Consider the following 13,258-nt stretch of genomic DNA (forward strand, 5'->3'; position numbering starts at 1 on the left):
CTTAAGTAGAATACACGCTCAACAACACTCTAAAAGATTATCAGTTGTGACTATAATACAAGGAAAAACGACTACAATTATGGCAAGATATGCAATCAGTGATATACATGGATGTTATCATACCTTCAAAGAGCTGTTAAATACAATTGGGCTTAATAAAAATGATGAATTAATACTTCTGGTTGATTACATAAATCGGGGGAGTTATAGTAAAGAGGTTGTTGATTTCATTATGCAATTGGAAAGTGAAAAATATAATATTCACTGTTTAAAGGGAAATCATGAGGAGATGATATTTGATTCTATTATTTATAATGACAAAGACAATAGTGAGGATGTTACTTTAAAAAGTTTTGGAATAACAAACTTAAAAGAAATGCCGAAAAAGTATATTAATTGGTTTCTTAAACTCAAGCCTTACCACATCTCAAGTAATTATATTCTGGTGCATGCAGGCTTGGATTTCAGCAAAGAATTCTATTTGCAGAAGAACAGGAACATGTATTGGATAAGAGATTGGTATAAAGACATCGACTATAATCGCCTGGGGAATAAAAAAATCATACATGGACATCAGTCCATCACCAAAAATGACATAATTAAAATGCGAGATGACCTTGAAGAAAGTCAGGTGCTAGGAATTGATAATGGCTGCTATAAAACTGACCAAGCTGGTTTAGGAAGGCTTTGCTGCTTTAACTTGGATACCAAAGAACTTTATTTTGAACCAAATAAAGATTAAGCTGATCTTATTCTAAAATTTAATTAATTAAATGAAGATAACCTCTAAAATTGCGTACGAGTTTACTAAATTCTATTTGAATTCATGCACAATCTTATTCGGTTTCAGAGCGATTTTTTATCCTTTCTTAAATTAACTTCCATGTCATCGGGCGTCCCTTTGATGTTAATATTCAAATACCGAATTCTTTTATCATCATCAGCATAAACAATAGCATCTTCCTGATCGGGATCTACTTCTTCCTTATTTTTTCCTGCAAACAGTGATTGAAAACCCACCTGAGTTACTAAACTCAAAGGAACTCGCAAGTAGTAATCCATATTCAAATCTAATCCTTGAGTACCTGAAAGCTCCATAAACCCAAGACTTGAATTGATCTTCATCTTAGGAATTTCTAAAACACCATTTTCTAAGTTGAACTCATTTTGCAGGGTGTCAAATCTAACCAAATTCAGATTTTTATCTTTAAAATAGCCTGACATTGCTTTCAAGGGAGCAAAATTGACCAGGCTTCCTTCATAAACAGTTAGGTTCAGCTTAGCTTCACTTTTGTCAATAATTGGTGTAAAATCAGGGTAAATCAACAACTTGCTATTAATGGCACCACTTACTTTGCCATGTAAATTCTCATTAACGAAATAATCCTGTCCAAAATTTTCAAATTTAAGCAGCAGTTTATCCATGTCTAATTTATCAGCAACAATCTCACTGCTAAAATATATATGAGTGGAATCCGATCCATTGAAATAACCGCTAAGTCCAAGGGCACCATCAGCAGCTGCTAGAGACAAGGTATCTAAATATAAGTAATGGTTTTTCGTACTTCTAGCATTCATAGCAAAATCCGTTAGCCAATAGGTGTGGAAATTCAACTGCTTAATGTCGGCACTAAAATGCATATCCTTAAATGGGATCGCAAAAATATTGAAAGCTTCTGCATGGTTAGTATCTTCCTGTATGGTAGGTTCATAATTCATTAAAGCATCTAAATCCAATGCATTCGATTTAAGATCGAAGAAATTATCTCTTTTTTGTAAAGTAGAATCCTTCCCTAAAAAATAGTTCATATTAATTAAGAAATCACTTTTCCCCATTTTTCCTTGAAAATCTTCCACCAATAATTGTTCATCTTCAAAGTGAACTCTTCCTTTGAAATCTTCAAGTTTCAAAGGATGGATCTTTAATTTTGCATCGAATTCCTGCAGGTAAAAATCCGCAGATTTAAAAATGGAATCATAATGTAGATCAAGCGTTCCATGTAATTTCAAATCACGAATTTCTTCATTTTTATAATCTTCAGGCACATATCGATTACCGTCATATGTTAGCAAATCACTAGGGTGAATATAATTGGATTCTAAATCGAACTCTAGCTTAGAATCACCTTTCCTTACTTTTTGAAACCATTTAGGATAATTCAAAAGTGAGCCTGTGAAATGAAAATCAGTTTGGTCAATCTCGCCAGTGAAATCTATCAAATTAAAATTCTTTTCTGTGATGATCACATCAGCATGAAAATCATGAAAAGTATGAGCGTAATTTTTAAACTTGCCATATAAGTCCTCAATAAAAAACTCTCCTTTAGGTAAATACTCAAAGTCGGTTAACTGATCTCCAGTTGAAGCAAATGCAAGTTTTATTCTAAAATCACTCAGTATTTCTGAAGGTCTATCCTCATCAGACTCACTTTTTGGAACTAAGTCACCAAAATCTATAGTTTTGGACTCTATGTTCAAAGCCGCCATAATGGGTTTGTTTTCTCTATGGAATACAGCGGGAAAATCACTTAAGCTACCATCTATTTTAAAATCTGAGTCTGCAATTTTAAAACTTAAGGAATCCAATGTGATCAATCCATTTCGCATAATGGCATGGCCATTAGCATCCGTAACGGGACTTTCATAATCAGGAATCAAGAAATTCAAATTCTTTATAGTGAGTTCAGAATCAATACCCTCTTTTAATTTAGCTAAATTATTGGAGGGCGTATTCATATCTACTAATTCATCAAAATCCATGTCCAGTATTACTTGCCCTTTTAATCTTTGCAATCCTTCAATATTGAAAAACTGGCCTAAAAAATCCAGATGAACATCTGCATTTAAGTTTACCTTGATGTAGGGATCCTGAAAATTGCGTACCACCAATGTTCCTTGGAAAATACCTTCTTCTGGTATAGCATAGAAATTTTGCAAGGTTAAAATCATGCTTTCAACATTTCTATCTTCTCCGTTAGTAAAAGAACCTGAAAAACTAAGCTGATCTACCTTTTTATTGACACTAGTATTAAGAAAATAGGCATTTTCACACCCAAAATCAACATTAATAGCTGGCATATGACCATTAGCAGCCTTTCCTTTTACAGTGCCTGCAAAATATATTTCACCTTTATTTTCATAAGCTTTTAAAGCATCCGCTACATCATTAGGTGCAAATGCCGTAAAAACACTAAAATCAGGCTTTTCTCCATTGAACTTCAAATCTGCATTAAAATCATCATCTAAATCTACTGTACCCTCAATGCCAAAGGCAGCCTGCACCAATTTTAGTTTACTGGGCAAAACTTCTAAAAGCTTATCTGCCCTGTTAAAATCAAGCTCCAAATCTAAAATTAAGGGTTTATTAACAAAATACGTATGCTCGCCATCCACATCCAAGTCAAGGGTCATCCACGAATATACATCAGCATAAATATGTTCTTTCGCAAATCTGAATGAAGATTCAAGTTTTGTTATATGCGATATAACATCCCGTTTCAATCCTAAATCTTTGTAAATAATATCAATTTTCTTTAGGGTCAATTTCTTTAAATCAAAATAAAACTCCTCATCTTCTGTTTGAGCACTATCTTCAGAAATCAAATTTTTAGCCAATAATAAGTTAATATTACCATTCTCATCTTTGATAATATCCAAATGACCTTCGCTAATTTTTATAGTTTTCACATGGAATTGACCTTGCAATATTTCAATGATATCGAAACCTAAATACAAGTCTTTAGCTTCATAGAGTGGCTTAGTATCTTTATTTTTATTCTCGTAAAACCGAATATCCTCCAGATCAATGGACACATAAGGGAAATTGGCGAAAGGGGCTATATGTGAACCAGAAATTTCTAACTCACCTACAAAAGATTCATTTATAGACGCTAGTGATTTTTGCACAATACTGTCTTGGCTGAAATACAATACAGCAATCAGTGACACTCCTAAAACAATAGGAATAACAGGAATTAAAATCAACAATTTTAGCGTGCGCCTCGACATCTATTTTTGAAATGATATTGTAAAAAGTATATTAATTAATAATCACCAGTTTATAACAATACTTTATGATAAATCGATATACGAATATAAAAATAGTTTTAATAATTCCATAAATATTTCAAGTTATAAAAAAATAGATACTGAGAAGGAAAGTAAGTTTCATTCAGTTTGCTATGTCTTTGAAACTGTTGGTTTCCCTCTCCAAAAATTTTCTAAACTTAACTGGAGGACGATTCAGAAAAGATTCAACATTATTCGAAAGAGTAGGAGATTCTTTAAATCGAGGAAAATAATGAAGCATAATTAATACAAAAATATAGGTAAGACTCTGACCTTCTCTAAGTTTTGTAAAAATGAAGGATAATAAATTTGGGGAAATAAACTTCACGTTTTTACCTGTGACCTCACTTATTTGTTGAGCAAATTCCGAGAAACTCATCAACTCATCATTAGTCAGTTCATAAGCTCGATTTTGATGCTCAGACGGATTTAGAAGAATCTTAGCAGCTACTGCTCCCACATCATTCACATCCACGATAGTAAACTTTGCATCTCCTGCCGGCAGATAAATCTTTTCTTTCTCCACTATATCTTTTCGTAAAGTGGTGGTGAAGTTCTGCATAAAATAGGCTGGTCTCAGAAAGGTATAAGGAATCTTACTCTCCACTATCAGCTTTTCAATTTTATGATGCGGAATATAAGATTGTTTTTCAGCTCCTTGCACCGAAAGAAAAACGATATGCTTTACCCCTACTTCTTTTGCTGCTTCAATCAATGGTTTAAAAACAGCTTCAACGTCTGCGATATTGGGTGGTCTAAGCAAAAACAGGACATCTACTTCATTCAAGTAATCAGAGAATTTTTCAGGTTTCCCAAAATCAAATTCTTGTTTCAGAAAAGGAGATGGAATTTTCTCTTGTTCTTTTAGGTCTTCTGGATTCCTGATTCCAGCAATAATCTTTGCTTCAAAATCATCTTTCAAAAATGATGATAAAATTGCTTGCCCTACATTTCCTGTTGCACCAGTTATTAGAATATCCATATCAAAAAATTATTCACTTATAAAAGGCATTTGATGTTTAAACTCATCTAATTCTATTTGCTTAACTATAAAATCCGCCAAGTCTGCGCGACTTATTTTGGTAGAAGCATTCACTCCTACCCAACCTACTCTGTAATGACCCTTGGGTTTATCATTGGTTAATCTTGGCCCACGAACAATCATCCAATTCAAATTACTTTTTCGTAAAATCTCAGCATGTAGAATGGCATCTTTTAAGATTTTGGGAACTGCAACTTTCATGATAAAACGAATCATCTTGTCCGCCAACTTCGGTTTATCCATCTCTGGAAATGGGAGCCCACCACCAGAAAGAGAAATGATTTTTTCAACACCATATTGTTTCATGGCCTCTACTATATGATCTGTTCCTTTAGTTTGCAACCATTCAGGTGAACCCTTGACATGACCAAACAAACTCAAAACCACCTCTGAATCTTTAACGGCAATAAGAACATCAGAAGCATTCAAAACATCCCCTTGAATTACAGTAAGATTTGAATCCCTAATATCCACTTTATCAGGATTTCTAAGCAGGGCTTTTACTTTATAGCCTTCTTTAAGAGCTTTTTCTAAAACCAGTTTACCAGTTTGTCCGCTTCCTCCAAATAATGCTATTGTCTTCATTCTATTCAATTATTTGCTTTTCATAACGTAAAAATAAATAGATTGATAGTAGATTTTATTTGAAATTGCACTTACTTTTTTGTTAGTATAATTTTTAAAAGATCGGGTTTAAAAACAAATTTTTAATTTTGCTTTAAATGAAGGACAATAAAATACAAATAACAGCACGTTGCCCAATAAGAACAACAATGGAATTATTGGGTGGGAAGTGGAAATTATTGATTATTCAACAACTCAGAAGTGGCAAAAAAAGAAGTCATGAGCTAAAAGAGCTACTACCTGATATAAGCGAAAAAATGCTTTTTCAAGAATTAAAAATGCTTACAGAATCAGGTTTAATTTCAAAAGCAACTGTGAGTACAAAGCCTTTGAAGGTATTCTACTCTATAACCCAAATTGGAGAGAAAACCTATCCTCTTTTAAAAAGTATGCGGAATTTTGCTTTGGAGTATGAGGAATTTATTAGTGAAGATAGTTAATAAAAATCAACCATCTGAAAAGCTTAACTTCATTAGCGGTTAAATCTTTCAGGGCATTTAATCGCATCCCCTAATTTTTAATTATCTTCAAGTCGATTAAAAAAAAGATCCAAATGAAAAGCCTTTCCATCCTCCTACTTCTTTCATTTTTAAATTTCTCCTTAGCATTTTCTCAAAACCATTATGGTAAAAATGGTTTGGTAGCCAGTGCCTCCACTTACGCTTCTCAGGCTGGATTAGAAATAATCAAAGAAGGTGGAAATGCAGTGGATGCCTCTGTTGCTACTGCTTTTACTTTGGCGGTCACCTGGCCCTTTGCAGGAAATATTGGCGGTGGTGGATTTATGGTAATTCATACTGGAGATGGCGAAGTCACCACCTTCGATTTTCGTGAAAAAGCCCCTTTAGCTTCCACTAAAGATATGTTTTTAGATGAGAATGGAAATTTGAAATCAGGAAGTAATCACAATACGGCTTTGGCAATTGGGGTACCTGGAACAGTAGCTGGTCTGTATGATGCACATCAGAAATATGGGCAAATCTCTTGGGGAAAGTTAATGGATCGAGCAATTCAATTAGCTGAATTTGGATTTCCACTACCTCAATCATTGGCCAAGGATTTCTATAATTTTGCACAAAATCCTGATCGATTTCCTGAAATGCAAGAATTTATAAGGAATGATGGCAAATTAGTGGGCTTCGGGGAATATTGGAAACAACCTGCCTTAGCCAAAACTTTAAAAAATATCCAGAAAGAAGGTAAAAAAGCATTCTATGAAGGAAAAATAGCACAAACTTTAGTGGATTACATTCAATCTCAAGATGGCATTATCACCATGGAAGACCTGGCAGAATATGAATCTATTGAGAGAAAACCGATTCATTCTACTTTTAATGATTATGATTTATACGGTATGCCTTTACCTAGCTCAGGTGGAGTAGCGGTAACCCAAATGATGAATATGTGGGGACAACTGGATGAGATTCCTAAAATGGGATCAGTCCATTATTATCATACATTAGCAGAAATTATGCGCAAAGCTTTTAAAGACCGTGCTCAATATTTAGGAGATATGGATTATGCTGAAATTCCTGAATTAGAGAAATTACTATCTGAAGCCTACGCCAAAGAACTCTTAAATGAAATAGATTTTGAAAAAGCTGGGACTAGTGACAGCACTGATATTCAATTATTTTCTGAAGGTCAGGAAACTACCCATCTTTCCGTGATGGATGCAAGTGGCATGGCAGTATCTATGACTACTACATTAGAACAAGGCTATGGTGTTAAAATGCAATCTCCTGAATTGGGTTTCTTACTAAATAATGAAATGGGCGATTTCAATGCAGTACCTGGAAAAACTAACAATAGCGGACAAATAGGAACGCCTGCCAACACCATAGAACCCAGTAAGAGAATGCTTTCAAGTATGAGTCCATTCATAGTGATGAAGGATAATCAACCTTTTTTAGTAATCGGAAGCCCTGGAGGAAGAACCATTATCAATACCGTTTTTCAAACCATACTAGCCACTTTGGTTTATGATTACCCTATGAATCAATCCATTGAAGCACCCAAAGTTCATCATCAATGGTTGCCCGATCGCTTAATATATGAAGAATACAAAATGGCTCCTGAAACTTTAAACTCTTTAGAAGAAATGGGGCACGAGCTTCAAATGCGAAGTTTTTTAGGCAGACTTATGGGAATAAAGTTTAATGCAGAAACAGGTTTTATGGAAGGTGCTGCCGATAGCGGAAGTCCTGATGGAGGAGTGGCTTCTTATTAATCCAAAGCTCTCCTTTCTTCTTCTATCATACTCCAATAAATTTTATCGTCTGCATATACATAACTATCATGCATTACATATCCATTTTCATACAGTGCAATAGTATTTTCCAGTTCAATTTTAGCCTCATCCATTTTACCCTGGGCCTTTAAAGCTTTAGCCATATAAAAATGATTTTCGGCTAAGTCATTATATTCTAGCTGCTTTTCAAAATTACTTTTAGCTTTTTCTAAATCGTCAGCCTCTAAATATAAAACGCCTAAATGGATATAATCATAAATTCCAACTAGGTAATCATCAGTAGCTAATTGATTTTCAATGATTTCAATTGCTTTATCATTATTACCTAGCCCTCTGTAGCAAAGTGCGCGCACTACTTCCAAGTGATAGACCCCATTAGCGGAGTGCCCAATGTCCTCATGAGTCATTCTAGATAATTCTTCAATATCTACTATTGCACCGCCATAATCTTTAAAAAATTGATGTCTGCAGGATGCTCTATATCCCAAATTTCCAATTGGATCGTATTTCACAGCTAAATCAATAAGCCTTTTCCATTCCAAAAAATCACCACTTTTCAGATAAGCCACCGATTTTGATCTGTATGCATATGAATAAGTAGAATCTATTTCTAAGGCATTATCCATTACAATTTGAAATTCCTTACTGAACTGATAATGTCCTGTTGCATTTTCAGTTTCTTTACAAGCTTCATATTTCAGACTATCCCCCACATGTAAAAAGTAATTACAGTTAGGTTGGGCTAGAGTTAGCAAAGAAATGAAAGAAAAAATTATGGTTAAATAGAGTTTCATCGGTTTTTCGTTGGTTAAGGCATGATTTCAATAATTTTACCATCATGGATTTTAAAAATCAGATATTGATAATAATCTAGTCTCATATTGTCCATCTGATCCATTTCAATCGGAAGCCAACCATCCATTTTTTTAGTTAAATCAAGGAGCTGATTACTGATTTCAGGTTCAAATTCCATAGGTTGATACTCAGCATTCATTGACATTATGCGAAACCTACCTGTTTCACCTTTACAATTCACTATAAATCGAATTCGCAAAAGTCCACTCTTTTTTGATGAAACTGGTTTATAATGCTCCGTGAAATATTGAACTATAGCTGGTTTCTCCCCTTTGTATTGTACGCCTTTGCTGAAATTGAAATACTGCCTGATATCCTTATCTGCATAGCATAATTTAAAATCAGAATTATCTGTTTCTTCATCATATTCGATATCTCCGACCCAGCGTAAATAAGGTTCTTTTTCTTTTGCGGGATTACTATTACATGAAAACATGCAAATAGAAATAGAGATAACAACCAAAAATAGGTTCTTCAATTGAAAGGAAATAAGGTTGATAGTTTTATTAAATTTTAAGTAACTCAATTATGAAAGATTTTAATTGTACTAATCTGTACAACTCACATCCTGTAAATTTTCATCCCAACAATGGAAATCTGTATCTCCAAAATGATTTTCGCTTTTTACTCTTCCAAATTTCAATTCATTATTCCAATCAATTTCAATTAAATGACCAGATTGCGTATTAGAAATCTCAACTGAACGATTATAATCACTATTTTCATCTCGGCTATAGGCTATGTAGCTTCCATTCAAATCACCTTCTTTTTCAATAGTAAAAGTTGCATTTGCTTCTGTTTGCTCCTCATTGCGTGACCATTCGGTGCTAATCCATGCATTTGGATTTCCCGGACTTTCTATAAGAGTCCAACTACCACTATTTCCATCTAAATTTGATTCCCCTTCAAACCATAAAAAATTTTCAGGAGGATTAAATGAAGAAACTGAAGAAGTTGAAGTAGAAGTAATATAGCCTTTCCATTCCACATTACCATTAGTCACATCAGCAGTTAACCGAATGGAATAATCATTTGAATGAGCAGAAAATGAACTTTCCCACGTCCAAACACCTGCTTCAGTATCGTAAAATGGATCTTGACTAATGGTGGCTTTGAAAGCAGTGACAGGAATGGCCAAGCTACCTTTTAAAATGGCCGAATAAACGCTTACATTTATAGCTGAATAAAACCAGTTTTCAATGGTTTGGTTTCTTTGATTTCCATCCGTTTGAAAATCCTCAAAATCAGGTGCCATACTATATTCAGGTGGTAAAACCGGTTGTGGATCTTGTTTATTTTCATCATCAGAATTACATGATGCTAAAATCACCATTACACTAAAGAGTAGACTAATAAGCTTTTTCATAACATTTTCTTTTTAATTCTAATTAATAGATACAAAATAATGAGAATTAGTTGGAATCTTTTATTTCAAACGTTACGAAAGTTATTAAATTATGTGTGATTATTATTTCAGACTAGGAAAACATGCCTGCTTTTATGAAAATTTATTTAAACTATGCTAAGATAAATTCTGATAGATACTCTCCAATATTCTTTTGAATTCCTGAAAATCCTTATCCGAAAGGTTTTCCCAAGCCTTCATCCTGATTTTTTGAACTTCTGGAAGACATTCTTCTACCATGTTCTTCCCTTCTGCTGTTAAGGCAATCATAAAACTTCTTCTATCTCCAGGATGAGGCTTTCGCTCTATCAATTCCTTGGCTTTCAATAAATCAATAATGCGGGTCATGGTGGGATGATCTTTGAAAGTATTGGTGGCCAATTCCCTTTGATTCACCTCGCCTTTATCATACAATTGCTTTAAAACAGCCCACTGATCTATAGTGATCGTCCAACCTAATTCCCTAAACCTTTGCTTGGCGTATTGCTTGACCCTGCGTGCTGTTTTATCCAATAAAAATGAATATCGGCTGTATTTCTCGGCTTCTTGCATTATTAATTATTAGTATAGCAACAAAATTAATTCAAAAAACAGCAAGAAAGGGTCTTTTTGTAAATTTTCTCTTAATATTTCAATAATAAATAAGCTTTAAAAATTCCTTTGCGCTTTTATAAACTCTTTGGTAAGTATAGTTAAATGTCTTCAATAGCATTTAAAGGTATAAATCGTACCATACTTAAATAAAAGTAGCTAAGCAACCACTATGCAGAGCATGGCGGGAAGAATGGAGTTAATGAGATCTTCCTCCAATAGTTTTATAAATAGTATCCACAGCCTGTTCAGCTGCAAGGTTGAATCCAAAAAAAGTGAAAATATAAAGTAAAAAAAATATTAAAATCGGCCAAAGTGCTTCCACTAAAGAGTTTGCATTAGCTAGACCTAAAAACAAAATAAAAGCTGTAAACAGCAAAGAAAATATTAAAATTATGGGATGTATACTTACTTTTAATTTGACTAAGGTCCCATGCTCAAGCTCAATAAATTGCCCTTTTAAAGTTGGGTTCCAGGAATTTCTGTGATCAAGAATTTTTCTAAGTTTAAAACCATGTGGCCCTACTTTGCCCCTGAATTTTTTCTTATTGTCATGAAACAATTTTTTTACACGAGATTGAGTTGATATCTCTTCGGCAATACGTTCTTGAATTTCAATTATATTGAGATCCGTTTTGATCTCGTATTTTGCATATGGTATGAAATGAATTTTAGCCATATATTTTCTTTAACAATAAATAATGGTACTCCCTAGGAATTTTTTAGTGCTCCCACTTATAGAATGTTTCTGTTGTACTATCTCTCTGAGACCGAATGATCAAAGTATCATCAAGTCGCTCAATTTTATAATGAAAAGGCCTTAATAAGTGGCCTGGAATTATTGTTAAATCACTAAGACTCTTATCAACTAAAAAACTATCCTGATTAGGGGCATTGTTAGCGATTGCCAGATTTTTGTTAGATATGCCTGTTGTTGTGAAAATTTCGTAATTATATAAAAGCCCACTAGTATCTGATATAAATTCATATTCCGAAACAAACAAAGTGTCAGGAAGATCTGATTCAGAATCAATGCTTACGGAATAATACCAAATTCCTGAAAGCCTGTCTTGTTTTGATAGCTCTTTCTTCTGACATGCTGAAATTAGAACTATTAGAATAACAATATTTCGTATTTGACTATATTTTAACATCAATTCAATCTCTATAATACAAGCCTTCTGGATTATGAAACCTATAATTTCTATTCATTAGAATTAAAATTATAAAAATATTCTAGCTTTTGTTACCACCATGCGGAGCATGGCGGGAACGGGGGTACTCAGGCATATGCACTTTGAGTCTTTGTTATCTTTCACTTTTCTTTCCCGAGTAGATTTCAATTATAAGTTCATCTTCACCTGATCTCAATTCTAACCTTCCACCATTAGCAGTGTCCTTTAATTCTTTAATTACCTTGGTTGCCATAGGACCTAATCTCCTTCTGGATACAGTTTTCTTGACTTCACTGTCCCTTCCTGTTTTTCTTGAAATTACATTGACACCAGTGACTTTTGTAGCGTATTCACCAATTGCCCAAATAGCATTTGCTGAAAGGTTTTGTAACAGAGATATAGCATTCGCTTGGCTAAATACAAGGGCAACCATTGCCGCAATATCAATTTCAATAGACCCTTGCCTTAAGCTGCTAATTTTAGCTCTTACTAGAACGTCTTCTCTTCCTAGTGTTTGAGGAATATGATATTGAATCAGTTCTTTTTCTTGCTTTTCCAAATTCGCATTTTCTTCTTCTAGGGTTACTAGAGCCATTTGTTTAAGAAGTTTATGCATTTGAGACCCCAAAACTCCAATTTGTAACATGTCAAGATCATCACTAGAGAGATTTACTGAAAGTGGTGAGTCGATTTCTTTGTATTTTAGATTATTCATTGGCTATATAATGCGATTAAAAGATAACATTTGGATACTAACACAAAGCATGTCACTATCCTAAAATACCTGATACAATAATATCATATCAGCTATTCAGTCCACATTAACCAAAAAAAGAAAAATTGAATATTTACAGGTTTTGGTTGCCGATGAACTTGATGGATAAATATAGCCGATTAATTATAAAATACAGACTAAAAATACAGGAGTTAATCGAAAAGTAAGGGGGTTTTTAGATTTGATGAAGGGGTTTTGGTGAGGAAGAGGAATTCTGATGTTCGAGAGAGTTTCTGCCAATCTTTTTTCATGATAAAAAAGATAGAAAAAATCAAGAAAGTTTAATGTCAGCCAGAGGCTGACCAGCCTCTGGCTGGCTTCCACGCACCATGCCAACGCTGGCCCGCTAAACTTTCCTCCCTCCCGCTTTTCCGAGTTCCTGGGAAGTTGGGCGGGTTAGCTTTTTTATTAATGAAGAATGAACTTTCGGAGTTTTACGCTTTTTGCAGGGTTTTTAGTTTCCAAAACAAAA

Annotated in this window: 13 protein-coding genes; 3 read left to right on the plus strand and 10 right to left on the minus strand. The window is 34.0% G+C overall.

Features of this window, described 5'->3' with window-relative positions; genetic code table 11:
* The first annotated feature begins 79 nt into the window (after window positions 1-79).
* Window positions 80-742, plus strand: coding sequence for a metallophosphoesterase family protein (locus tag ABWH96_RS16820; protein ID WP_375578672.1), 663 nt, complete (start codon window positions 80-82; stop codon window positions 740-742).
* A 104-nt stretch (window positions 743-846) separates the two neighbouring features.
* On the opposite strand, the gene ABWH96_RS16825 is transcribed toward ABWH96_RS16820, so the two are convergent.
* The 3 genes from ABWH96_RS16825 to ABWH96_RS16835 all read right to left on the minus strand — a co-directional run bounded on the left by ABWH96_RS16825 (window position 847) and on the right by ABWH96_RS16835 (window position 5,695).
* Window positions 847-4,008, minus strand: coding sequence for an AsmA-like C-terminal region-containing protein (locus ABWH96_RS16825; protein ID WP_375578673.1), 3,162 nt, complete (start codon window positions 4,006-4,008; stop codon window positions 847-849).
* Between the two features lie 163 nt (window positions 4,009-4,171).
* On the minus strand, window positions 4,172-5,050 hold the full coding sequence (locus ABWH96_RS16830; protein WP_375578674.1) for an NmrA family NAD(P)-binding protein: 879 nt from the start codon (window positions 5,048-5,050) through the stop codon (window positions 4,172-4,174).
* Between the two features lie 9 nt (window positions 5,051-5,059).
* The gene (locus tag ABWH96_RS16835; RefSeq protein ID WP_375578675.1) at window positions 5,060-5,695 is read right to left on the minus strand and encodes an NAD(P)-dependent oxidoreductase; all 636 of its coding nucleotides are present in this window, start codon (window positions 5,693-5,695) and stop codon (window positions 5,060-5,062) included.
* Window positions 5,696-5,832: 137 nt separating this feature from the next.
* Here ABWH96_RS16835 and ABWH96_RS16840 point away from each other — a divergent pair, with 137 nt between their 5' ends.
* Both ABWH96_RS16840 and ggt read left to right on the plus strand, forming a co-directional pair.
* Window positions 5,833-6,174 (plus strand): winged helix-turn-helix transcriptional regulator, encoded by a 342-nt coding sequence (locus ABWH96_RS16840; RefSeq protein WP_375578676.1) that lies wholly within the window; start codon window positions 5,833-5,835, stop codon window positions 6,172-6,174.
* A gap of 113 nt (window positions 6,175-6,287) precedes the next feature.
* Window positions 6,288-7,964 (plus strand): gamma-glutamyltransferase, encoded by a 1,677-nt coding sequence (gene ggt / locus ABWH96_RS16845; protein ID WP_375578677.1) that lies wholly within the window; start codon window positions 6,288-6,290, stop codon window positions 7,962-7,964.
* On the opposite strand, the gene ABWH96_RS16850 is transcribed toward ggt, so the two are convergent.
* The 7 genes from ABWH96_RS16850 to ABWH96_RS16880 form a co-directional block, all read right to left on the minus strand.
* Window positions 7,961-8,779: a tetratricopeptide repeat protein gene (locus ABWH96_RS16850; RefSeq protein WP_375578678.1), complete on the minus strand. Its 819-nt coding sequence runs from the start codon at window positions 8,777-8,779 to the stop codon at window positions 7,961-7,963. The two genes, ggt and ABWH96_RS16850, sit on opposite strands and share 4 nt — an antisense overlap.
* Window positions 8,780-8,793: 14 nt before the next feature.
* Window positions 8,794-9,366 carry a hypothetical protein gene (locus tag ABWH96_RS16855; protein ID WP_375578679.1) on the minus strand — a complete coding sequence of 191 codons (573 nt, stop codon included), beginning with the start codon at window positions 9,364-9,366 and terminating at the stop codon, window positions 8,794-8,796.
* A 21-nt stretch (window positions 9,367-9,387) separates the two neighbouring features.
* On the minus strand, window positions 9,388-10,206 hold the full coding sequence (locus ABWH96_RS16860; protein ID WP_375578680.1) for a hypothetical protein: 819 nt from the start codon (window positions 10,204-10,206) through the stop codon (window positions 9,388-9,390).
* A 156-nt stretch (window positions 10,207-10,362) separates the two neighbouring features.
* The gene (locus ABWH96_RS16865) at window positions 10,363-10,797 is read right to left on the minus strand and encodes a MarR family winged helix-turn-helix transcriptional regulator (protein WP_375578681.1); all 435 of its coding nucleotides are present in this window, start codon (window positions 10,795-10,797) and stop codon (window positions 10,363-10,365) included.
* A gap of 238 nt (window positions 10,798-11,035) precedes the next feature.
* Complete coding sequence (locus tag ABWH96_RS16870; protein WP_375578682.1) at window positions 11,036-11,515, minus strand: hypothetical protein; 480 nt, start codon at window positions 11,513-11,515, stop codon at window positions 11,036-11,038.
* A 43-nt stretch (window positions 11,516-11,558) separates the two neighbouring features.
* Window positions 11,559-11,990: a hypothetical protein gene (locus ABWH96_RS16875; protein ID WP_375578683.1), complete on the minus strand. Its 432-nt coding sequence runs from the start codon at window positions 11,988-11,990 to the stop codon at window positions 11,559-11,561.
* Window positions 11,991-12,144: 154 nt separating this feature from the next.
* Window positions 12,145-12,726, minus strand: coding sequence for a hypothetical protein (locus tag ABWH96_RS16880; RefSeq protein WP_375578684.1), 582 nt, complete (start codon window positions 12,724-12,726; stop codon window positions 12,145-12,147).
* Window positions 12,727-13,258 lie beyond the last annotated feature (532 nt).

Origin of the sequence: Marivirga tractuosa (assembly GCF_042140215.1) — a bacterium.
Classification (GTDB): Bacteria; Bacteroidota; Bacteroidia; order Cytophagales; family Cyclobacteriaceae; genus Marivirga; species Marivirga tractuosa_A.

Coding starts and splice junctions, on each gene's coding strand:
- ABWH96_RS16820 (WP_375578672.1), top strand. CDS start 80: ATGGCAAGATATGCAATCAGTGATATACATGGATGTTATCATACCTTC.
- ABWH96_RS16825 (WP_375578673.1), bottom strand. CDS start 4,008: ATGTCGAGGCGCACGCTAAAATTGTTGATTTTAATTCCTGTTATTCCT.
- ABWH96_RS16830 (WP_375578674.1), bottom strand. CDS start 5,050: ATGGATATTCTAATAACTGGTGCAACAGGAAATGTAGGGCAAGCAATT.
- ABWH96_RS16835 (WP_375578675.1), bottom strand. CDS start 5,695: ATGAAGACAATAGCATTATTTGGAGGAAGCGGACAAACTGGTAAACTG.
- ABWH96_RS16840 (WP_375578676.1), top strand. CDS start 5,833: ATGAAGGACAATAAAATACAAATAACAGCACGTTGCCCAATAAGAACA.
- ggt (WP_375578677.1), top strand. CDS start 6,288: ATGAAAAGCCTTTCCATCCTCCTACTTCTTTCATTTTTAAATTTCTCC.
- ABWH96_RS16850 (WP_375578678.1), bottom strand. CDS start 8,779: ATGAAACTCTATTTAACCATAATTTTTTCTTTCATTTCTTTGCTAACT.
- ABWH96_RS16860 (WP_375578680.1), bottom strand. CDS start 10,206: ATGAAAAAGCTTATTAGTCTACTCTTTAGTGTAATGGTGATTTTAGCA.
- ABWH96_RS16865 (WP_375578681.1), bottom strand. CDS start 10,797: ATGCAAGAAGCCGAGAAATACAGCCGATATTCATTTTTATTGGATAAA.
- ABWH96_RS16870 (WP_375578682.1), bottom strand. CDS start 11,515: ATGGCTAAAATTCATTTCATACCATATGCAAAATACGAGATCAAAACG.
- ABWH96_RS16875 (WP_375578683.1), bottom strand. CDS start 11,990: ATGTTAAAATATAGTCAAATACGAAATATTGTTATTCTAATAGTTCTA.
- ABWH96_RS16880 (WP_375578684.1), bottom strand. CDS start 12,726: ATGAATAATCTAAAATACAAAGAAATCGACTCACCACTTTCAGTAAAT.